17 protein-coding genes are annotated in these 20,883 nt (G+C 50.5%); 10 read left to right on the top strand and 7 right to left on the bottom strand.

Annotated elements, in window-relative coordinates; all coding sequences use genetic code 11:
• The first annotated feature begins 4 nt into the window (after nt 1-4).
• The 5 genes from IQ256_RS15870 (at nt 5) to IQ256_RS15850 (ending at nt 7,172) form a co-directional block, all read left to right on the top strand.
• Entirely contained in the window at nt 5-439 is a 435-nt protein-coding gene (locus IQ256_RS15870; RefSeq protein WP_193856524.1) for a type II toxin-antitoxin system VapC family toxin, read from the top strand.
• A gap of 311 nt (nt 440-750) precedes the next feature.
• The gene (locus IQ256_RS15865) at nt 751-1,629 is read left to right on the top strand and encodes a hypothetical protein (protein WP_193856523.1); all 879 of its coding nucleotides are present in this window, start codon (nt 751-753) and stop codon (nt 1,627-1,629) included.
• Between the two features lie 81 nt (nt 1,630-1,710).
• Nucleotides 1,711-3,702 (top strand): ATP-binding protein, encoded by a 1,992-nt coding sequence (locus IQ256_RS15860; RefSeq protein ID WP_193856522.1) that lies wholly within the window; start codon nt 1,711-1,713, stop codon nt 3,700-3,702.
• A 73-nt stretch (nt 3,703-3,775) separates the two neighbouring features.
• Nucleotides 3,776-5,986: a DNA translocase FtsK gene (locus tag IQ256_RS15855; protein ID WP_193856521.1), complete on the top strand. Its 2,211-nt coding sequence runs from the start codon at nt 3,776-3,778 to the stop codon at nt 5,984-5,986.
• Between the two features lie 502 nt (nt 5,987-6,488).
• A complete protein-coding gene (locus IQ256_RS15850) occupies nt 6,489-7,172 on the top strand; it encodes a hypothetical protein (RefSeq protein ID WP_193856520.1) in 684 nt (227 codons plus the stop codon).
• 141 nt (nt 7,173-7,313) lie between these two features.
• Here the strand turns inward: IQ256_RS15850 and IQ256_RS15845 are convergent, their stop codons facing one another.
• Nucleotides 7,314-7,904 (bottom strand): TIGR04376 family protein, encoded by a 591-nt coding sequence (locus IQ256_RS15845; RefSeq protein ID WP_193856519.1) that lies wholly within the window; start codon nt 7,902-7,904, stop codon nt 7,314-7,316.
• Between the two features lie 19 nt (nt 7,905-7,923).
• Nucleotides 7,924-9,447, bottom strand: a complete 1,524-nt coding sequence (locus IQ256_RS15840; protein ID WP_193856518.1) for a hypothetical protein — start codon at nt 9,445-9,447, stop codon at nt 7,924-7,926.
• Between the two features lie 227 nt (nt 9,448-9,674).
• On the opposite strand from IQ256_RS15840, the gene murF reads away from it, so the two are divergent.
• The 4 genes from murF to IQ256_RS15820 all read left to right on the top strand — a co-directional run bounded on the left by murF (nt 9,675) and on the right by IQ256_RS15820 (nt 13,506).
• Nucleotides 9,675-11,042 carry a UDP-N-acetylmuramoyl-tripeptide--D-alanyl-D-alanine ligase gene (gene murF, locus IQ256_RS15835; protein ID WP_193856517.1) on the top strand — a complete coding sequence of 456 codons (1,368 nt, stop codon included), beginning with the start codon at nt 9,675-9,677 and terminating at the stop codon, nt 11,040-11,042.
• Nucleotides 11,043-11,102: 60 nt separating this feature from the next.
• Nucleotides 11,103-11,642 (top strand): M67 family metallopeptidase, encoded by a 540-nt coding sequence (locus tag IQ256_RS15830; protein ID WP_193856516.1) that lies wholly within the window; start codon nt 11,103-11,105, stop codon nt 11,640-11,642.
• Between the two features lie 119 nt (nt 11,643-11,761).
• Nucleotides 11,762-12,940: a molybdopterin-synthase adenylyltransferase MoeB gene (gene moeB / locus IQ256_RS15825; RefSeq protein WP_193856515.1), complete on the top strand. Its 1,179-nt coding sequence runs from the start codon at nt 11,762-11,764 to the stop codon at nt 12,938-12,940.
• Nucleotides 12,941-13,047: 107 nt separating this feature from the next.
• Entirely contained in the window at nt 13,048-13,506 is a 459-nt protein-coding gene (locus IQ256_RS15820; RefSeq protein ID WP_193856514.1) for a GatB/YqeY domain-containing protein, read from the top strand.
• Between the two features lie 46 nt (nt 13,507-13,552).
• On the opposite strand, the gene IQ256_RS15815 is transcribed toward IQ256_RS15820, so the two are convergent.
• Together IQ256_RS15815 and IQ256_RS15810 are read right to left on the bottom strand one after the other, a co-directional pair.
• A complete protein-coding gene (locus IQ256_RS15815) occupies nt 13,553-13,990 on the bottom strand; it encodes a DUF29 domain-containing protein (protein ID WP_193856513.1) in 438 nt (145 codons plus the stop codon).
• A gap of 68 nt (nt 13,991-14,058) precedes the next feature.
• Entirely contained in the window at nt 14,059-15,138 is a 1,080-nt protein-coding gene (locus IQ256_RS15810; protein ID WP_228024937.1) for a D-alanine--D-alanine ligase family protein, read from the bottom strand.
• 365 nt (nt 15,139-15,503) lie between these two features.
• On the opposite strand from IQ256_RS15810, the gene IQ256_RS15805 reads away from it, so the two are divergent.
• Nucleotides 15,504-15,800 carry a hypothetical protein gene (locus IQ256_RS15805; protein WP_193856512.1) on the top strand — a complete coding sequence of 99 codons (297 nt, stop codon included), beginning with the start codon at nt 15,504-15,506 and terminating at the stop codon, nt 15,798-15,800.
• A 37-nt stretch (nt 15,801-15,837) separates the two neighbouring features.
• Here the strand turns inward: IQ256_RS15805 and IQ256_RS15800 are convergent, their stop codons facing one another.
• The 3 genes from IQ256_RS15800 to IQ256_RS15790 form a co-directional block, all read right to left on the bottom strand.
• Nucleotides 15,838-17,814, bottom strand: coding sequence for a TolC family protein (locus IQ256_RS15800; protein WP_193856511.1), 1,977 nt, complete (start codon nt 17,812-17,814; stop codon nt 15,838-15,840).
• A 168-nt stretch (nt 17,815-17,982) separates the two neighbouring features.
• Nucleotides 17,983-19,368, bottom strand: a complete 1,386-nt coding sequence (locus IQ256_RS15795) for a TIGR03279 family radical SAM protein (protein ID WP_193856510.1) — start codon at nt 19,366-19,368, stop codon at nt 17,983-17,985.
• Between the two features lie 113 nt (nt 19,369-19,481).
• The gene (locus IQ256_RS15790; protein ID WP_304952606.1) at nt 19,482-20,378 is read right to left on the bottom strand and encodes an undecaprenyl-diphosphate phosphatase; all 897 of its coding nucleotides are present in this window, start codon (nt 20,376-20,378) and stop codon (nt 19,482-19,484) included.
• Between the last annotated feature and the right edge of the window lie 505 nt (nt 20,379-20,883).

Below are 20,883 nucleotides of genomic sequence, written 5' to 3'. Positions count from 1 at the left end.
CGCGATGTATCTATGTGATGTGAACATCTACATCAACGCTCACCGAGAAGAGAACGTAGGGTATGAGTTCTACCATCATTGGCTGACAGAGCAGCTATCGAGTAGCGAGACTTTTCTCTATTGCGACTGGATTTTGAGCGCGTTCATTCGGATAGTCACTCACCCAAGAATCTACAAAACGCCTACGCCTTTAGAGCAAGCAATCGCCTTTACAAATACTGTCAGAAGTCAACCTAATGCGCTAGGGATAATGCCAGGGGCCAGGCACTGGCAGATCTTCGAAAAGTTGTGCTTAGAAAGTCAAACCGTAGGTAATTTGGTGCCAGACGCTAGTCTTGCGGCTTTGGCAATAGAATCAGATGCTGTATGGGTCAGCGCCGATGCAGACTTTAAAAGATTTGAGCCGATATTAACCTGGCAGTGGCTTCCACCAAAATGACCCGCAGCAGGCACCGCTGTCTCAGCTACGTAGTGTGCTCTCCACGTATGCAAGAGAAATCTTTGTTGAGCAGCCTTAAAATTTCTAGCGGCTATCAAAGTGCAAAGCGTAAGACACGGCATTGTCAAAATAGGAGAATCGAAAACTCTCTTCTACGTAGAACTACTTAAACCTTCAGCAAGTCCACATAGAAGCTACATACAATCCCCCTACACAACCGTGTCAAAAAAACGTAAGAATAGCGCTGAGACTCATCAAGTTTGATTAGACTGTTGACGTCTTTAGCTAGGGTCAAAAGAGTAGTGTGCAGTATGACAAGCCTAGAAGCAATCGAGCTGAAATTCTTACTGAAGCTGCTGGGGTGTGAGAACTACCGAAGTAAAATTTCAGAGATTAAGCCAAACGCTAAAACAAAAGCTTCAGATCGCGACAAGGTTTGCAGGAACTTAGGCGCGAAAGGTCTCGTTGACTATGACAGTGAAGTTGCTAAATTTAAGCTCACCTCGCATGGTAAAACCTTGTTGTCTCTAGACACTACCAGCCTTCCTGCAACGCCGGACGAGTTGGCTGTGATGAGAGCTTGCAAGGGAGTGATGACACCTGGTCAGCTCAGGAAAACACCTGCTGGTGCGCGTCAACAGATCATTCAAGATTTGGCGGGACGCAAAGTACTTTCAATATCAGAAATGACAATCAAAGAGGTTTCTTTAAGCGCTCAAGGCAGACAGTTTCTATTAGAAGAATATGAGCCTAGAGGCAATTCGCTGGTGGCAACAGCTACGATGCTGGGCAGTTATATCAAGTTTTTACGTAACAATTCAGGCCAATTTTCGCAGCAGCCATTACCGACTAGCCAGCCGCAACCTCAGCGCTCTCTCAGTCAACCTAGCAGCAGCGCTATGCCCATTGGTATTCAATCTAAGCCCGACGCTCAAGCTGTCTTACAGCAGATCAAACAGCTCGATCAGCTAATAGGTAGCGATAATTACCTGCCAATCTATCACCTACGAGAGAAGCTACAGCCGCCTTTGACTAGAGAAGAGTTGGATAGCTATTTGTATGAATTACAGCGAGCTGATCGCATCGAATTGAGCAGTCTGCATAACCAAGACGACTACAGCGCCTCTCAGATATCTGCTGGCATTAGTCAAAGCAATGGCGGTTCTCTTTTCTTTATTGCCATCCTCTAAAAGACATTGTCTCAACGTGCAACTGAACTGTTGTAAGTGAGTTGCGTCTGTACAACTTTTCGTAATCTAGAGCATTTAACTGTGACATCTATTGAGCAGCTAGTTCGTCAACATCTCAATCCGTTTGACCCAACTACGTTCAAGCCAGGAAATTTTTGGAAGGAAATCCAAGATGAAACCCAGGAGGTTTCTTCTATTCATCAGGAGATCGTTGATGGGGTTGAACAGGCTCTAGATAACGTCAATCGCGATCGCCAAACCCGCACGCTGATGCTGCTAGGCGATTCAGGATCGGGTAAGAGCTATTTACTTGGCAGACTTAAGAGAAACTTCAACGATAAAGCTTGTTTTGCTTACGTTGGCCCTTGGCCCGACAGTCAATTTATTTGGCGACACGTATTACGTCAAACGGTCGATAGCTTAATCGAAGTGCCCGAAGGCCAAAGTGAGCCGCAGCTCATTCGCTGGCTAAGAGGTTTAGATATTTTGAAGCGTCCTGGCATGGCCACTAGACTGCTAGGTGAACGGGGTGCTTTTGTACGCGACATGCGTATGAGCTTCCCGAGCGGTTTGTATCGTCCTAAGGATTTTTTTGGCGTTTTGTACGAATTGCTTAATCCAGAAAATAGGATTGTTGCCTACGACTGGCTGCGTGGCGAAGACCTTGATGACGAAGATTTAAGGCTTCTTAAAGTTAGAAACGCGGTTAATTCAGAAGATGCTGCTCAGACAATGCTGGGTAACTTCGGTACAATCGCCGACTCTACCCAACCTATCGTCATTTGTTTTGACAACTTAGATAATATTCCAAAGCGATCCGATGGCAAGCCTGATTTGCAGGCGTTATTCAACGTCAACACCACTATCCACAATGAGAAATTTAAGAATTTTCTGATTTTGATCAGTATCATTACGAGCAACTGGCAAAAAAACAAAGACGCTGTAGAACCTGCTGATCAGTATCGAATCAACGAAAAGCTCACCTTGCGGTCTATCAGTCTCGACCAGGCATCGTCGATTTGGGCTTCCCGATTACGTCCGTTGCACAGACGGGCCGATCCTGTGCCTGCTTCATCTATTGCGCCGCTCACACGTGCGTGGTTAGAGCATGAGTATCCAGGTGGGAAAGTCTTACCTCGCAAGTGCTTGATTTTGGCAGAAGGGCTGATTAGCCATTTCAAAAAGAATGGAAAGATGCCGCCTGTTCAACCTGTACTGCCGCCACCGCCTGTCAATATGCGCGCCAGCTTTGAACTAGCCTGGCAGAAGGAATTCAAGGAAACTAGCAAACAAGTGAGTCGGTTGGCTCAGTTTTCTTCGCCCGAGCTGGTTCGTCGGCTTCAAGAGGCGCTCGAAGCTCTAGGCGTTACTAATATTCAACACGCAATTCTTCCAAGCCCCAGCTATAAAAGCTATTCGCTTGGCTATCAGAGCACAAAAAGAATAGGCATTGTTTGGATGGAGGATAGCAATCTCAGTTCGTTTTGCAATGTGATGAAAGCCTGCCAAAAAATTACGCAGCAGGGGACGCGCGATCGCCTTTATCTGATCCGAGCCTCTAAGCTAGGCAGCACAAGCAACAAGGGTCATCGAATCTTTAGCGGAATATTCGATGGCAGTCCTCACACTCACATCAAACCAGATATGGAGTCTGTGTATTATCTGGAAACTTACCATCGCCTAGTTAATGCAGCAGCGGGAGGAGAACTGGTCATTGCCTCACAAACGCCAGATATTGCTCAGCTTCAGGTACTAGCGCGTCAATCTGGTGTGCTAGCTGGCTGCAAGTTACTTCAGCAAATGAGTAGTGAAGAAGGTGATCCTAGTCCTACTCCACCTGGTGATGATATGGAGACAGCGCAGAGATATATTTTGAACTTGATGAGCACTCATTCATGGATGGGACTGCAAGCGGTAGTCGCTAGCACGCAAGAACAAGTACCTACGTTGAGCGTTGAATCTGTCGATAAGATTATCCAGTCACTATGCAAAACTAACCGCCTAAACCAGATAGATCCTAATGCTGGCCGTGAAAATCAAATACTTTGCTGGGTTCCCAATCAGGCGGCTTAATTAAGGTGAGTTGGGCTTCACTAGAATCGAACACACGTAGAACTGGCGACTGCCGCCAATATCCTCATAGCTGATGAGTACTCCTTCTTCTCCCCCCACCTCCCTGAGCGTTACCAAGGTGCGCTTGGCTTTTGAGTGCCCTCGGCTGATGTATCTAGGTCATCATGAGGGCGGCATGACGATGTTTCGCGCCGCCAACTCAAACGGTGGAGGAGTAGGCTTAGCGTTTCATAAATTGTGTGATGACTGTGTAGATTGCATTGGTTCGGATCAGGCGATCGCCCAACTCCTCACCCCGCCCGCCACTCAGCTCGACCCAGAAACCCTATCGCAACAAATTCAACAACATCTTTACCGAGCAGTTTTTTTCCCACTCGTCCAAAAAACAGTCAGCGAGACTCCTCAAAAAGTGCCTGCGCTTAACCAGCTATGGGAAGGCATCACCGGACTGATTCGCCGCTGGGCAGAGCTGCTAGTAAGAAATCGAAAGTTCTGCGAGCCCAAAGATGTGATTCGCAAAACGTTTCTAGCCCAAGAGCTATCAGTCAAGCACACTTTTGATTTGCCAAATGGCGATCGCCAGCTCGTCAGAGGCCGCTTTGATAGCCTCGTATACGACTTCGCGCAACAGCGGCTTTGCGTGGTGGAATACAAGACTTATCAGGCTACCGATCCTGCCGCGCAGCTTGCACAGGTGGCTCTATACAGCTACATGCTCAAGCAAAAGCTGAAGGTGAACATCAACTCGGCGGTGTATAGCGTGCTGCCTGACTGGAATGGGGTCGAATATCCGTGGGATTTGCTAGAAGACACGTTGCATAAACTGATTCCTCACAAGCTGATACAGATGAAATCTTGGCTAGCTTGGCAACAGCCTAACCCCAATCCACCACCGATGACAGCCCATTTAGAGCTGTGCAACATCTGCCCTCAAAAGAACAAGTGCCAAACCTACTTTGAGACAGACGCCATAGCCGCACCTAGCGAACCACAAGCGCCCGATCTAATGCCACCCGACAACATTCCGCCGCTGGTCACAGGTGCCGTCGCAGAAAGCTTTGCACTCGACTATTCCAAACCAATACAAGTCGAAACCTTACAGGTTGAATCGCTGCGCGTAGGCACAGTCCAAGTTGAATCCTTGCCGATTGAAAAGCCGAAAGCTCAGCAGTCGAGGGCTAAGCCACTGACGGCAACGCCTTCTCCAGTCAGATCTGTTTCTACAGGAGGCGCAGCGAGTGAGGCTTCGGACAATGTAGCCAGACAGCTAGTCGAAGTATTGCAAGCTTTCAATGTTGGCGTTGACTATTTAGGATCGGCGCTCGGCCCAGCCTTCATGCACGTCAAGCTAATGCCCCACTTAGGGGTACGGGTCAACACCATCTTGAAGTTTGAGGACGATATCCGGGTGCATTTAGGGCTAGAAAATCCGCCGCTGATGTCACCCCAAGCAGGCTTTATCAGCGTTGATTTACCTCGGCCTGACCGTCAAACCGCTTTCTTTCGAGACTACTTTGCGAAGGGTTCCGAGAAGAATACGGCAGCGGCGAAAGTAGCGATTGGCGTTGACTTAGACGGCAAACTCATCGAGGCGGATTTATCTGATTCCAATACCTGTCACTTTCTTGTAGGCGGAACGACGGGTAGCGGCAAGAGTGAGTTTTTGCGATCGCTTCTACTCAGCCTTATTGTCCGCCACGATCCCACGCATTTCAAAGTAGCGCTGGTCGATCCGAAGCGGGTGACTTTCCCTGAATTTGAGACGATGGACTGGCTGTATGAGCCGATTGTCAAAACTAGTGAAGATGCGATCGCCCTGATGGAACGCCTCGTCGCCGAGATGGAAGATCGCTATCAACGTTTCGAGCGCAGTCGGTGCAACGACCTGAGCACATACAATCAAAAACAATCGCAGCCGATCCCTCGAATCCTGTGTATCTTCGATGAATATGCGGACTTTATGGCTGAAAAAGAAACTGCCAAAATCTTAGAGCAAAGCATCAAGCGTTTAGGGGCAATGGCTCGCGCTGCCGGGATTCATCTGATTATTGCAACTCAAAGACCAGAAGCAAAAGTGGTCACACCGCTGATTCGCTCTAACTTACCGGGCAGGGTGGCGCTTCGCACCGCCACCGCCGCAGACTCCTCAATTATCCTAGGCAGCAAACAAGAGGCTGCTGCTAACCTCTTGGGAAAAGGCGATCTGTTCTATTCAGGCGGGCGATCGTTACAGCGACTGCAAAGTCTGTACGCAGAAGGTTCAACAATTGCCAAGAGCATCTAGTTTTGGGCTTAGCCAAGCGATCCCTTGTTGTAGGCTTCATGGAGCAAAGTCAGTTGTTACGTTTTCTATAAACTGGCCTACAGTAAGATGCCCTGCTGAAATTCTTCGTGCATAATACTCTCGTCAAGCACGCGAGCCTGTCTTCAATCGTCTGAATCTCACACGAGGTCTGAATTTGAGGCAATCGCTTTGAGCTGTGATAGATAGAGATAAACGGTGAATCGTCGTTTCAGCAGTTAGTCTGTTGGCTGCTGCTGAATGTATAGATTGTCACACGGCTTTGTACCCTCCAGAGCAAAGTCATTAGCAGAGTAGAACGAAGGGAAGGGTTCTTTCTTTTCTAGCCCTCTGCCTATCCGCAAGGGCTGAATTTTGCCTATTCTATTGAGTTTATTCAATACATTACTGCTGTAGTTGGGCTAGCGGTTGAGCCAGCGAGACGTAGATAGCAAAAACGACATACAGAACAAAAGATAATTTAGCGGTGGTGCAATCAGTACATATGAAAAAAGAGAAAACTAGTCAGATCAAACAGATAGGGTTGGCGATCGCAGCGACCTTCATCGCCGTCGGCTGCACTGATTCGCCTATAGTCAGCACTTTACTCACCAATGACAGTCTCGCTCAGGCAAACACAGCTGAGGTATCCGGCGAGCCCAACCCTACGGATTTAGCAACAAACTCTGAAGTCATAGAATTTGAGGTGTGCGCCGCAGTTGACAGCTGGCAAAGACCTAGCGAGAGCGAGCAGGCAAAGCGGCTTGGTCAAGATGCTCGATATGCCGAAGCCCTCAGCGGCAATGAGCCGGAAAACTCGTTAAAGATGGCGTCTAGTCAGTTCTGGGATCGCCAGATCATTAGCTTTACGACTTACGGCCTGAGCGCTCGAATGGAGCCTATTAACCTGTCTGGGCTGTGGACCATAGAAGATGAGCTGGAGAGCTGCTATGAGCTGGAATTGACGGAGGCGATTAATGTAGGCGATCGCGCCGAAGCCTGGCTGCTCAACCAGCAAATCACTAGTTTGCAGTGGGACGGTAGCCGCTACGTAATGACCGTAGCACCCGTCTCAGTGGGTATGCAGGTAGTCCAATTCGAGCGAGCAGATAGCTTAGAGACACTACCGCTGACGGTTGTAACTGCATCAGGCCAACCTGTCGAAGTCGCTTCTGGTGACTGGCAGTAGGGGAAGAAAGGGTGAATGATGAATGATGAATGATGAATGATGAACGATGAATGATGAATGAAAGCAAGAGGAGAGAACCCAAAGATTTTAGAATCTTGCCGCTTTAAATTCATCGTTCATCATTCCTACTTCTAACTTCTCTTACGATCCCATCTGGCGTTTCAGCTCATTGAGATCTTCTTCGGCTTCCCACTGACGAAAGGTTTCATCTAAAGGATCGAAGGCTTGAGCGCCGCTGTAGGTGGTTTGATTCCAGCCTGCTGTGCCCCAGTCTGTGTCGGTGGCAGTTTGCGCCGCCTGTTGCGCTGCTCTTTGTGCCGCAGCCTGAGCAATCTTTGTTTTCACTTCTTGGCGTTTGTTGCTCACTCGCTGACGCAGTTCTGTCGTTTGGGTAATACGCTCTTTGACGCTTTTCATCTGGCCCCATAGATGATTGCCCTTTCGTAATAGGGCGGCTTCTCGCTCTTGGGCCGGGCCGACTAGATCCTGGCGATTAGCAGCTTTTGCCTTTTCTATACGCTTGTGCCACTGCTGAATATCTTGCGCGGTCTCTAGAATGTTGCTTTCTAATTCTTTTTCACGCCGCTTCAGATTGCCTAATAGCCTGAGCGCATCTTCTTCTTGGCCGCGTAGCTGATCTTCTAGCGCCCGTAGCTCTAGATGGGGATTGGCTCGCAAGAATTCGTCTAGCCGCGTTTCTAGAAAGCGACTGAGATCGTCGAATAAGCTCATAGGATTGGCCAGTCAGAAATTAGAACCTTTGACCAATATAAACTGAGCGCACTTCATCGTTGCGCCGAATCACAACGTCTTGACCATTCACACTGGCCAGTGTCCAGTTAGATAGACCGATGCGATCGCCCACATAGGCCCGCTGCGAACTGCCATCAATATCAAATAGCGCTGCCGAGCGATCGCCCAAATTTAGCACCCCTACCAGCACCAGTTCAGAAGCGGGGGTCACGTCGGTCAGCCCGGACATCGAGCCGACAGCAGAGCCTGCCGCTAGATCCACGCCAGGAGAAGGAAGAGAACCGCTACCAGCAGGCACGACCGGAATAGAAGAGATTCCAGTAGCGGGCGCGGTCGAGGGTAAGGCAGCCGTAGAACCTGGCACGGGTACCGTGGGGCGTCGCCGGGTACTGTTAGCAGAAGCTAGCGCAATTGGTGGCAAAGCAGCCGTTGCTCTCCCAGGCGTAGAGTTTGCAGATGAACCGTTCTGCGAGCGACCATTTTGATAGATCGGCACAAAAACACGCTCGATAATATTAGGCGTATTAGGCGTTTGAGTGGCTACACCGGGTAGCTTTGGCAAAGCGCTAGCAACATCAGCAGCAGTTGCTGTGGGTATGGTCGGCAGCCCAGTCGGAGCAGCCACTGGCATGACAGCGACTGTCTGAGCTCCTACGCGCTGACTAGCACTGATAGTTTCTAGCGCATTTTGCAAATAAGCCAGGAAATCTGCATCCGAGGTAGCAGCGGGATTGGCAGCATCTGAGTTGACCGGCAGCACTTCATTAGATGTCGCCCTAGCGGTCCAAAGTCCTAGCGCACCGACGAGAGCCACGCCCGACGCACCCAGCACCAAAAAGGCTAGAGACACCCGCCAGCGCTTGGGTTCAAAGATAGTTTGCAAAGGTCGAGGTGAAGTCTCTGAAGAAGAAAGCTCTAGATCGGCAGCGGGCGGATAGAGAGAGTTTGAAACGGATTGAACCGGCGGTTCGATCTCAATACTATCTGTGCTGGCACCCTGATTCGAAGAACTACCAGCGGATGAATAGATGGGCGATTGAATTACGCTGCTCTGCAGATTACCCGCCAGCGACTGCCCCAGCTGATGAGCAGTGGTGACTGGCCGACCGCCAGCTTGATACGCGGATTGAGGCTCTGCTGACTTATCACCCGTAAGAGAGGAAACAGGCGTTGATAAACCAGGTTTTGAGGAAGTCGGTGGCAAGGAACTGGTAGTACGATCAGCCGCCATTGCCGCCTGGTAAAGATCTGCAGCGCTTCGAGGTGAGATATGAGAAGGTAGTTGAACGGTGCGGACTGTAGATGCGGCAGGATCAAAGTGAGGATTGGATTTGGCCTCACAGTCATCTAGATCGCCCTCTAAAACTCGATCGACGTCGCCAAAGAGATCGTCCATCAGGCTGTTACTGTATGAATCAGTCACTCGGTCGTTAGGCTGTGGTGCTAAGCCGAGGGCAGCATTGCTAGAAATAAGACGGCTATTCGAGATCATGATTTCAGCGGATGAGGTAGACCTTGGCATCAAGTTTTTTCGTGATGTTCCTTGCAGGCTAATTTTGCCCGCGCCATTTGTGAACCTATCAAGTTTCAATGTTCGGTTCTAAGAACAATTGCGCTTGGTGAAGATTTTTCTACGTCCCTGTGATGAGTACTGAATGACTTAGCTGCTCTAGGTTCTATTCGGTTTTTAGATCGGGTACTAGCTCGGGCGCTTGGTATCATCTATCAGGCAAGTTGAGCAAAAGATATATGGGTGGGTTCAGGGCTTCTCTCGGTGAAATTGCTAAGGTGCTGGCGGTAGCACCCGCAGCTTGTGTCGGCATAGATACGCAAAAAGTGGTGACTGGCGTAACGACCGATACGCGGATGGTGCAATCTGGCGAACTATTCGTGGCGTTAGTGGGCGAGACTTTTGACGGGCACGATTTTGCCAGTCAGGCGATCGCAAAGGGCGCGATCGCAGCCATTGTCCAACCAGGCATGCTGCCCGAGTCCGTTTCGTTTCCGCGCATAGAAGTGACCGACACGCTCTCGGCCTATCAGATTTTGGGCCGGTGGTGGCGATCGCAGTGCGCCCCGCCCGTAGTCGCCATCACCGGATCGGTCGGTAAAACCACTACGAAAGAACTGGTCGCAGCGGCGCTCTCTCAGTTCGGCACCGTTCTTAAGACCCAGGCCAACTACAACAATGAAATTGGCGTACCGAAAACGCTGCTGGAGCTAACGAGTGAGCACGACTATGCCGTTATTGAAATGGGAATGCGCGGCCTCGAAGAAATTGCGCTATTGACTCAGATTGCTAGACCGACGGTGGCGCTGATTACCAATGTTGGAACGGCCCATATTGGCAGGTTGGGATCAAGAGAGGCGATCGCCCAAGCTAAATGCGAACTGCTAAGAGAATTACCGACCGATGGCACCGCCGTCCTTAATCATGACGATGCGCGGCTGATGGCGACTGCCGCTAAATTTTGGTCGGGGGCACAAATCACTTACGGACTCGAAGGCGGCGACGTGCAAGGTCAGATAGTGGGCAGCGATATCATCATCGATGGCCTCAAGATTCCGATGCCGCTGCAGGGCCGACACAATGCGCTGAACTTACTGGGTGCGATCGCCACGCTCAAGGCGCTCAATCTCGATTGGCGGCAGCTCTCGCAAGGCTTTAGCGTCTCGATGCCTGCTGGCCGCTCCCAAAGGCACTCACTTCCCAACGATATTCTTTTACTCGATGAAACCTACAATGCTGGCACCGAAGCCATGATCGCGGCCTTACAGCTATTAGCAGACCAGCCCGGCAGTCGGCATATTGCCGTCCTTGGCACCATGAAAGAGCTGGGCGCGCAGTCGGTTGACCTACACAGAGCGATCGGCGAAACTGTCGCCAGGCTAAATCTCGATCGGCTGCTAATTTTGGCCGATCCCGATGAGGCTGAGGCGATGGCCGTTGGGGCTAAGTCAGTGCCCGCTCAGCAATTTAAGGATCATAACGAACTTGCTCAGTGCCTGAAAGCGCAGCTCAAACCAGGCGATCGCGTTCTTTTCAAAGCGTCGCGATCGGTCGAAATGGACAAGATCGTCGATCAGCTTCTAAAAGATTTCATGGTTGATACGTAGCCCAGTAGCCTAGAATTAACAAGTATTTTTCCACGCCTCTATTCTTAGAGTCAGTGCCTTGTGGTGTTAGTCCTTTCTAACCAGCAGCTAGTCGCGATGCGCGCTCATGCCGAACGGGTGTATCCCGAAGAGTGCTGCGGGCTCATTGTCGGCACCCTTGACGCTGCTCAGGTGGTTCCCTACAAGACTGTTGTAGAACTCGCTGCACTCGACAATCGTTGGACGTCTGATGTTGTTGACTCTGATGAGGCTGAACTAGAGGGTGAACTAAGCAATAAAGCCAAGCACTCAGAACATATCGATAAGCGGCGACGTTATTGGATAGACCCTGTAGATATCTTGAGAGTGCAGAAGCGGGCTAGAGGTAAAGGTCTCGGCATTATTGGGGTTTACCATTCGCATCCAGACAATGAAGCGGTGCCTTCCGAGTGCGATCGCGCTCAGGCATGGCCTGACTATGCCTACGCAATTGTCTCAGTTCAGAGCGGTAAGGCAGTTGATGTGCAAAACTGGGCGCTAGACTCGGCCCATCAGTTCCAGCCAGAAGCCATGCAGATAGCCCCCTCCTCGGCAACCGATCGAATGCCGATTTCGGCTTAAATCATTTTGTCTCGTTAATACTCACGCTCATCAGCTGCCATCAGCTGCATAGGTCGGTGATTCGTGTACGCGATCGCCACCTCAAACCCAAGACTCCAAGCCCCTTTTACCCATTCACTATGCTGAATCCAAACTTGGATGATATCCAACTGACCAAACACGAGTACGAACGCTACTCACGCCATCTAATCCTGCCCGAGGTTGGCCTCGAAGGCCAAAAGAAGCTCAAAGCCGCCAGCGTCTGCTGCGTCGGCACTGGCGGACTCGGTGCTCCGCTGCTGCTCTATTTAGCTGCAGCGGGTATCGGTCGTATCGGCATCGTTGATTTCGACGTGGTTGACCATTCCAACCTCCAGCGCCAGGTCATTCACGGCACCTCCTGGGTGGGCAAGCCCAAGATCGAATCTGCCAAAAGCCGCATTCTCGAAATCAACCCTCACTGCCAGGTCGACCTGCACGAAGTTCGGCTCTCTTCTGACAACGCCCTAGAAATTTTTGAGCCCTACGATATCGTCGTCGACGGCACTGATAACTTTCCGACCCGCTATCTGGTCAACGACGCTTGCGTTCTACTAGACAAACCCAACGTCTACGGTTCAATCTACCGCTTTGAAGGCCAGGCCACCGTCTTCAACTACGAAGGCGGTCCTAACTACAGAGATCTCTACCCCGAGCCACCCCCACCGGGTCTAGTCCCCTCCTGCGCGGAAGGCGGCGTACTAGGAATCTTGCCAGGTATGATCGGCATCATTCAAGCCACCGAAACCATCAAGATCATCCTTGGCAAAGGCAACACCCTTAGCGGCAGACTGCTGGTCTACAACTCACTAGACATGAGCTTTAGAGAGCTGAAGCTCCGTAAACCACCCGAAGAGCACCGCGCCGTCATTGATAAGCTGATCGACTACGACCAGTTTTGTGGTATCCCCCAAGCAGCAGCAGCAGAAGCGAAGAAAATGTCAAAAATGTCAGAAATGTCTGCCACGGACCTCAAAGCCCTGATCGACAGCGGCTCAGATGACTACTTCCTCCTAGACGTTCGCAATCCTAACGAGTACGAAATTGCTCATATCCCTGGCTCTACGCTGATTCCCTTAGGTGAAATTGAGAACGGCGATGGCGTGCTCAAGCTTCAGGGCATGCTCAACGGCCACAAGCTAGTCGCCCATTGCAAGATGGGAGGCCGCTCTGCCAAAGCGCTGACCATTCTAAAAGAAGCTGGGATCGAAGGGACCAACGTCAAAGGTGGCATTCTGGCCTGGAGCCGAGAAGTCGACCCTTCTGTCCCTGAATATTAAACGCTGACTAACCGTCAAGTTTTACTCATTCGCTCTGAATTAGAAAGGCTTGCAAACCGCGAGCCTTTCGTCATTTATAGTCACAGACTCACTAGTACAGATAGATCATGAGCCTAAAAGATCGCATTTCCGAAGAAATCAAAACGGCGATGAAAGCAAAAGACAAGCTGCGGCTTGAGACCGTGCGCGGCATCAAAAAAGTCATTCTTGAAAAAGAGAGCGAAATCCGGGGCAAAGGCCGAGACGAACTAACGGAAGAAGAAGAACTTGCGGTTGTCATGCAGCTTGCCAAACAGCGCCGCGATTCTATTAAACAGTTCACTGACGCAGGCCGCGAAGAGCTAGCCGACAAAGAGGCCAAAGAACTAGAAATACTAGAAGAATACTTACCCGCTCAGCTATCTGATGCTGATATCGAAGCCGCTGTTGACGAAGTCATCGCTCAAGTAGGTGCTACGAGCCCACGCGATATGGGCAAAGTAATGGGCCCCGTCATGCAAAAACTGAAAGGGCAGGCCGACGGTGGCAAAGTTCAATCAATTGTGAAATCCAAGTTAGCGGGCTAGTAGCGAATTGTAACCCCTTTTATTCGGACAAAAGATAACTGTAGAGTCAAGGTAGAAAATCGAGATCTAGGGCTTTCTTCAAAATGTAGGGGCAATCTGCTGGAAATGTCTCGACTGTCAGACCTGTTTCAGCAGCGGCTAGCGTTCTGGCATTTGCATAGGATTTGGCAACTACAGTGGGTAAGTAGCTTTTAAGACTAGGGCTATCTGACAAGATATCTTCAATCTCGATTCTGGCATTCGATATAGACGCCTTCCAGCTATTGGATCGTTTGTCGGGCTGATATTGCCATTTCAACAGATGCATGAGCAGTACTTTCAAGTAGCTACGAAGGGCTTTCTTGTCCCGCCTTGCCAAATCTTCTATCTCCTCTATCAAATTAGATAGATCCAGGTCTTCTAATCGCTGTGCTTTGAGCGCTGCAACTTGGTTGGCGACCCAAAGATGAAAATCAGTATTGTAGAGAGATCTAAGCTTAAGCATGGAAGCATTGAAGTAAACTACATATTGCCATTCTGCTTCATTCTATCTAGGTCGGCTCGCCACCTTATCTAAGCTGCTCTTTCTAAACCTAGCTGAATTAGCTTGTCTACTAGATCGGGAAACGTGATGCCAGAAGCTTCCCACATCATGGGGTACATGCTAGTCGCAGTGAATCCAGGCATGGTGTTGATTTCGTTGATGAGGATTTCGTCTGTCGCTTCGAGGTAAAAGAAATCGACGCGGGCGATGCCGGAGCCGTCGATCGCTTGAAAGGCGGTGATAGCCATTTCTTGGATGCGATCACGCACCTGATCCGATACAGGCGCAGGAACCAACAGCTCCGCCCCACCCTCTGCGTACTTCGACTCATAATCATAAAAGTCTGTACTAAATCGAGTTTCCCCTAACACTGAGGCTTTAGGATTGTCATTACCTAGAATCGAGCACTCCACCTCGCGGGCAACGACGCCAGCTTCTACAATGACGCGCCGATCGTAGCTAGCGGCCAGGTCCAAAGCGGCTTCTAGCTCCTGTCGAGTTGTCGCTTTGGAGATGCCAACAGAAGAACCGAGGTTTGCGGGTTTAACAAAGCAGGGATAGCCAAGATCTTCTTCTAGCCCATCGCACAGCTTGGGGAAGATACAGGGATTGGAATAGATCTCCGCGCGCGAAACGCCGCGATAGCTCACCTGGGGCAAGCCCGCCTGGGTAAAGGCGCTTTTAGAGGCAAGTTTATCCATACCGAGTGATGAGCCCAGCACACCACAGCCGACATAAGGCACTTCTAGCACTTCAAATAAGCCTTGAAGCGTACCGTCTTCTCCGTTCGGGCCGTGAATGACCGGAAACCAGATGTCGATGGTCTCTAGCTTAGAAAGATTGGGCAGCCGCTTGATTGGCTTAGCGGCAGGCGGCAATTCACCGATAGAGCCATCATCTTCTGCGGCGGGACGACCAGATGCTAACACTTGGTTTGCCGTTTCACCGCTTTCCCAACTGCCGTCTTTGTGGATCAAGATTGGGACGACGGTATATTTGGCTTGATTGTCGCCTTCAGATAGGGCCTGAGCGATCGCACCTGCCGAGCAAATCGAAACCTCATGTTCGCCCGAGCGTCCCCCAAAAACTAAGCCTACCTGCATAGCCATCGCTGCCACTTCCTATCAAATGCTTGCGGCTAGCCTATCACGACAGATCTTTCTATAAGGCAAAAAAACAAAGCAGAAAAAAACGCTTAAGACCCATCCGTCAGGATGAAATCTTAAAGCGTTGTCAGGGTGCATCTACCACCTATTACTTCCGTGAGTAAGTCATCCATCCGGGAAAATCAAAGCGAAAAAATAAACTTCGTCAATATTGACTAGACGCCTGCGTTGGACACAAAAGTGTTCAGCGATTTTTTTGACAAAGGTTGAGGCTTTCCCGTCATAATGAACCCGCGCGATTTTGGAGCACAACTTTGAGCGGGACCTCGAAATGAACCGAAATCGATGATCACTTTTAATGAGACGCTGTGAAATACTTTTTTCTTTCTGAAAGCTGGACGACTGGTAGAGTCTGGGAATTTGGCGGCCTGTGGAATGAGATCGCCTGGAAGCGAAAACCCTATGTCAGTCGTCAGTCACTCTACATCCAAGAAGACGGTGAAAATCTGCGACTCTATCAGGTAGAAGAATCGATTCTGATGATCGAAGTGCGGCCTAAGGCGATCGCAGCACCTGCGATCGGTCAAGTCGTCCTCAAAAGATTACTCACAGCAGAACAAGTCATCGATCGACTCTGTCGCGAAAAAGTGTTCACCGATATCTAGGCCATATATCTAGGCCATAGATTAACGAAACGTCGAGCTAGAGAGCGCTAACATTACTAATTGCGCGTTCTATCGCCACCAAAGCGCGGTTGTAGCCCAAGATCGCCGCCACATTGTTGGCTTCTGCCTCGGTCAGCTCGCTCTGAGCGCTCAAGACATCTAGCTGAGTCCCCACGCCAGCTTGTAGCCGCAGATTGGCCAACTCTAGAGCCTCCTCCGCCTGGGCAACAGCAATCTCAGAAGTCGCAATATTCTCTTGGTTAGCCTGCAGATTGAAAAATGCCTGTTCTACATCAAATCGAACCTGATCTAGGTCCGAGCTAAACTGCTCTTCAGCAATCTGGCTAGCAATCTCCTGCTGTCTGGCGCTAGCGCGTGCGGCTCCACCGTCGAAGGGCGTCCAGCGAAAGCGAGCCCCAAAAGCATAGTCGTCTGAGATACCGTCGTTGTCGTTGATGAAAGTCTGTGCATTGTAGTTGACAAATAGCTGAACGGTAGGTCGAATCGCTGCTAGGGCAATTTTTCGCTGTTCGTCATTCAGATCGGCTTGGTATAGCTGCTGCTCTAGTTCGGCGCGATTTTGGAAAGCCAGCACAATGCTCTCTTCTAAGTCCAAGGGCCAGTTTTCTGCCACGGCAACTGGCGTGGCTGTAATGCTGACAGTCGGTGGCAGGTTGAGCAGTTGAGCAATGGCTCGGCGGTTTATCCGTTCTTGACTTTGAGACTGAATCACTGACTGACGAGCATTCGCGAACTGAACTTCGGCCCGCAAAACATCGAACCGAGTACCAACGCCAACCTCTTGCCTAAGCCTAGAATCGCGTAGGTTACGGGCGGCCTCTTCTAAGAAAGACTGGTTAATCCGAATTTGTTCGCCCGCGTCTTGCAGGTCGTAGTAGGCATTAGCAGTCGTCAGCCGGATTTCTTCTTGCTGAACTTCTACAGCGAGCGTACTAATTTCCTCTTGCAGCTCTGCGGCTCGGATACCGGCACGGCGCGCACCGCCGGTAAAAATATCGTAGTTGAGTTCAGTCAAACCGCTAACTGATGTGTCTACGCCGCTCGACTCTCCAAAAGCATCTACGCGGCTACTCTCTGAAGTGGTGGCGTTGGCCGTTATGTCCAAGTTGGGAAAAAGAGCCGCCTTTGCCTCTCTAACAGCGGCGGTGGCCTGCTCTAAGCTCAGCAGAGCGGCCTGTAGTGACTGGTTGTTGCGGTAGGCCAAGTCTACGGCCTGCTCTAAGGTAATGAGCTGCGTTTCTTCAATCGAGACTTCTTCTGTCGTAGTGGGAAAAGTCAGTGGATTGGGATCAGCGGTTAGGCTGTCTGGGACTGCGTCAATTTCACGCACTGAGCCCTCTGGGATGTCCTCGGCAGGTGTGCCAAGCTCTGAATCTAGACTCTCTGAATCCAATATTTCTGAAGGTGTCTCTGTCTCAGAATCTGGCGTCTCTGGAGGTGCTGCTGGGATAGACTCTGCGGGAAGAACGGGTTCAGCATCTGGTGCATCTAGGCTAGGCAGGCGGTTGCGGTCTTCGTCAGCTTCTGTTTCAGGTGTGGCTGCTTGAGCCAGGTTTACTGAAAAGTTCGGGTGAGCTTGCCTAACGTCTAGTTTGACTGTTGACTTGGTTTCCAGCTCAGGTCTCACTTCAGATTGGGTTAGGCTCGCTTGAACAGCAAGCACTGGCTCTGTGGCCTGTCGTCGGTTGCGGATTTCTATCGGGAGAGGTTGGGGTGATGCGCCTAGCAGGCGATCGCGCAGCTGCAAAAAATCTGACGAAGCAACGTCTGAGCTGGCAATTGTCTCAGGGCTGAACATGGGCTCGCCAGCCATCAGCAAATCCGGCAGAGGGGCCGGTAGAGGGGATAAGCCACTCGGCTCTGGTGCTAGGTACTCTGATGTCTGGTGCTCTGGTACTTGGTGCAAAGACTCAATCTGTTGTTCCAATTGAGAGTCGGTATCTGTAGGAATGTCTTCTGAGGCCGCCACAGCAGCTTTTGGCAGAAGAGACATCGAACTACTGGCTGCTAGCAAAAAGAATGCAGCTGATTGGAGATAGCGCATAAAACTGACTGGTTCAATGAGTTGGATCGATGACCTGGTTAAGCTTAGCTGACATGACTACCTTACTCAAAGGCGTGTGGTACTCAAAGACGTGTGGTACTCAAAGGCGTGTGGTACTCAAAGACGTACGGTACTCAAAGGCCTCGGGCTAAAAGTAGACCCGCAGCAAGTACCGATGAATTCTGATAGTCCGGTGACGGATGATACTGAACAGTTTAGTTCATTTTCCAGGTCCAGCAGAGACATATCGTCAAGGAAGTGAGTATCTTCTGGGCGGCGGCTATCGCCCTGTTTGAGCATCACAGCCGGAAGCAAAACCTTGTCGCCTAGCTCTCTATCCCGCAGATGCTGAGCGACATCCTGTCCGGTCAGTAGCCCGGTGACGGTGATTTCTTGCCCCCAATAATCACTATTGATAGCCACCATATTCACTGTCAAGCCTTCTACCTGGTTCAAACGGCTAACCAAGGGAGCAAAGGCATGCTCAACGGCATTACCGACCACCCATGTAACCGTACGTGGCGTAGCTACCTTTTCCGGTAAATCTTGAGCAAGCTGTTCAAACTCTTTAAGAAACAGTCGAATAGAGCCCACCCCGTTACCAATTTGGGGATAAGACTCGTAGTGCCCTTCAGGAGGTAGCGATCGCCGCCCAATCAAAAACCATTCATCGGCTAGCCAAGCAAACGTCGTCCCTAGCTCTGCTTGAAAATCGGCCTGAATAGCAGTGACTTGATCGATCACTTCCTGCGCTTTAGCCGTCGTCACGGGTACGAGTTCGTCCTGGTCGGGGCGAAAGCGAGTGAGCCCAACTGGCACGACGGCGGCTGATATGACCGCAGGTACCTCTCCGGTGTAGAAAGTGGCCAGATCTCTAAGGGTTCTTTCGAGATGAGGCCCGTCGTTGATCCCTGGGCAGACGACGACTTGAGCATGAATTTGCAGTCGATGCGACTGAAACCAGCGAAGGTGATCCAAGATTTGAGCAGCCCGGTCATTTTTGAGCAGTCGTGATCGCACATCCGGTTCAGTGGCATGGACCGAAACATACAGAGGAGACAGGCGTAGCTGAGCAATCCGATCCCACTCGGCAGGCGGAATATTAGTTAGCGTTAGATAGCTGCCGTACAAAAAGCTCAGCCGATAGTCATCGTCTTTTAGATAAAGCGTTTCTCTTTTGCCAGGTGGCTGCTGATCGATAAAGCAAAACGGGCAGCGATTAACGCACTGAATTAGCCCATCGAACAGCGCTGTCTCAAACTCTAAGCCTAGCTCCTCGTCAAAATCCTTCTCAATTTCTATCTGATGCGAGACGCCCTTAGCATCTAGCACCTCTAGATCTAAAACTTCATCGGCGCACAAAAATCGGTAGTCGATCAAGTCTCTAGGCCGCTGTCCGTTGACAGACACCAGCCGATCGCCCGCTTCAAAGCCAATCTCTTCGGCAATCGAGCCTGAGACCACACTGGTGACTTTAGCAGGGGAGATGGCGGTGGTTTTCATAGGCGATCACGGGCAGATGAGGCGGCAATAGTATTGGGAGTAAACCGTGTCCGGGGCAAACAGTGTCGAGATGACCATCCCCAAAGTACTAGTGCCAGTGTATACAGTTTGAGCTATATATTTTCTAATCTTCCAAGCGCGATCGCAATCAAAATTACCGCTCCAAAGGCCAGACGATACCAGACGAAGACCCAAGTACTGTGTTTTTTCAGAAAATCAATCAGCCAGGCGATCGCCAGATAAGACGACACCACTGCCGCCGCTAGCCCCCCTAGCAAAGGCACAAGCGCCACAGCACTATCAGCGCCGACCACATCAGTAATAGACACTAGCCCAGAAAGCAGAATCGCTGGCATCCCCAGCAAAAAGGAAAATCTAGCTGCCGTTTCTCGCTTCAGGCCGATGAACAGCCCGGCTGTCAGCGTAGACCCTGAGCGAGAAGCCCCCGGCACTAATGCAAAGGCTTGAGCGATCCCCACCAGCAGACCATCGGAGAGCCCCAACTTGCCAAAATCGCGCTGCCGCCGGCCAATAACCTCTGCGATCGCCAGCAAAATAGCCATCACAATCGAGGTCAGTGCGATCGCTGATGTAGAACGAACAGCTGAATCTTCATAGCCAGGAACAAATAGCTTCAGATACATACCCACCACCACGATCGGCAGCGTCCCTAGCAAAATGCCCAGACCCAAGCGAAACTCAGGCGATCTAAAACGCTTTGCTATTAGCGCCTTGAGAAAATTCATCGTCACCGTCGACAGATCGTCCCAAAAGTACCAAAGGATTGCAGCCACGCTGCCCAGTTGAATAACCGCCGTAAATGAAACCCCCGGATCACCCCAGCCAAGTACAACAGGCACTACCTTGACATGAGCCGTACTGCTAATTGGCAAAAATTCAGTCAGCCCCTGCACAATCCCGATCACGACCGCTCGAATTAGCGTCATCGGCTGGTCAGCAGCCTCCGTCACTGCCATTAGCCAAAGCAGCGGCATTTCCAGTGTCAGCATAGATAGTTCTCAACCTGCAATCTGTTTTCTCTCCTTAGCCATACCGGTCACGGCGATATTCTATAACCACTGAGCGTTCTCCCATAGAAGGCTCGTAAGAATACTCTGTAAAGAGTGCATTAAGTTAGCAGGTAACCGTAACGCTCCACCGTTAAGCTCTGACGGGAGATAAAAAGATTTGTTTATTAAAGACCGCAGTCGTTGAGGATAGTGGAGGCTGGATGCGAATTGCGATAGCCCCTTGGACTATACCCTTGGACTTGAGATATTAGGAGTTAAAACACAGGAGTTAAAACACAACTCTAATTTTGGATTGCAGCATAGCCACAGTCTCAGTCAATGTATGTGTTTAGCATCAGTATCAAAGCCTGAAGTAGATCCCCGCTTGGGAGCGGTAGGATCCCACGTCGTCGTACGGCGCTAGGGAATGCCTACCAAGACAAGGGTCCCCTAGGGCGGGATAAGTTGGCAGTGAGTACGCCAGTTGTGGACCCACCCCTAACCC

This window comes from cf. Phormidesmis sp. LEGE 11477 (assembly GCF_015207105.1).
Taxonomy (GTDB): Bacteria; Cyanobacteriota; Cyanobacteriia; order Phormidesmidales; family Phormidesmidaceae; genus Phormidesmis.
Note: the sequence above shows the minus strand (reverse complement) of the source record. Positions and strands in the feature narration are given on the sequence as shown.

Coding starts and splice junctions, on each gene's coding strand:
- IQ256_RS15870 (WP_193856524.1), top strand. CDS start 5: ATGTATCTATGTGATGTGAACATCTACATCAACGCTCACCGAGAAGAG.
- IQ256_RS15865 (WP_193856523.1), top strand. CDS start 751: ATGACAAGCCTAGAAGCAATCGAGCTGAAATTCTTACTGAAGCTGCTG.
- IQ256_RS15855 (WP_193856521.1), top strand. CDS start 3,776: ATGAGTACTCCTTCTTCTCCCCCCACCTCCCTGAGCGTTACCAAGGTG.
- IQ256_RS15850 (WP_193856520.1), top strand. CDS start 6,489: ATGAAAAAAGAGAAAACTAGTCAGATCAAACAGATAGGGTTGGCGATC.
- IQ256_RS15845 (WP_193856519.1), bottom strand. CDS start 7,904: ATGAGCTTATTCGACGATCTCAGTCGCTTTCTAGAAACGCGGCTAGAC.
- IQ256_RS15840 (WP_193856518.1), bottom strand. CDS start 9,447: ATGCCAAGGTCTACCTCATCCGCTGAAATCATGATCTCGAATAGCCGT.
- murF (WP_193856517.1), top strand. CDS start 9,675: ATGGGTGGGTTCAGGGCTTCTCTCGGTGAAATTGCTAAGGTGCTGGCG.
- moeB (WP_193856515.1), top strand. CDS start 11,762: ATGCTGAATCCAAACTTGGATGATATCCAACTGACCAAACACGAGTAC.
- IQ256_RS15820 (WP_193856514.1), top strand. CDS start 13,048: ATGAGCCTAAAAGATCGCATTTCCGAAGAAATCAAAACGGCGATGAAA.
- IQ256_RS15815 (WP_193856513.1), bottom strand. CDS start 13,990: ATGCTTAAGCTTAGATCTCTCTACAATACTGATTTTCATCTTTGGGTC.
- IQ256_RS15810 (WP_228024937.1), bottom strand. CDS start 15,138: ATGGCTATGCAGGTAGGCTTAGTTTTTGGGGGACGCTCGGGCGAACAT.
- IQ256_RS15800 (WP_193856511.1), bottom strand. CDS start 17,814: ATGTCTCTTCTGCCAAAAGCTGCTGTGGCGGCCTCAGAAGACATTCCT.
- IQ256_RS15795 (WP_193856510.1), bottom strand. CDS start 19,368: ATGAAAACCACCGCCATCTCCCCTGCTAAAGTCACCAGTGTGGTCTCA.
- IQ256_RS15790 (WP_304952606.1), bottom strand. CDS start 20,378: ATGCTGACACTGGAAATGCCGCTGCTTTGGCTAATGGCAGTGACGGAG.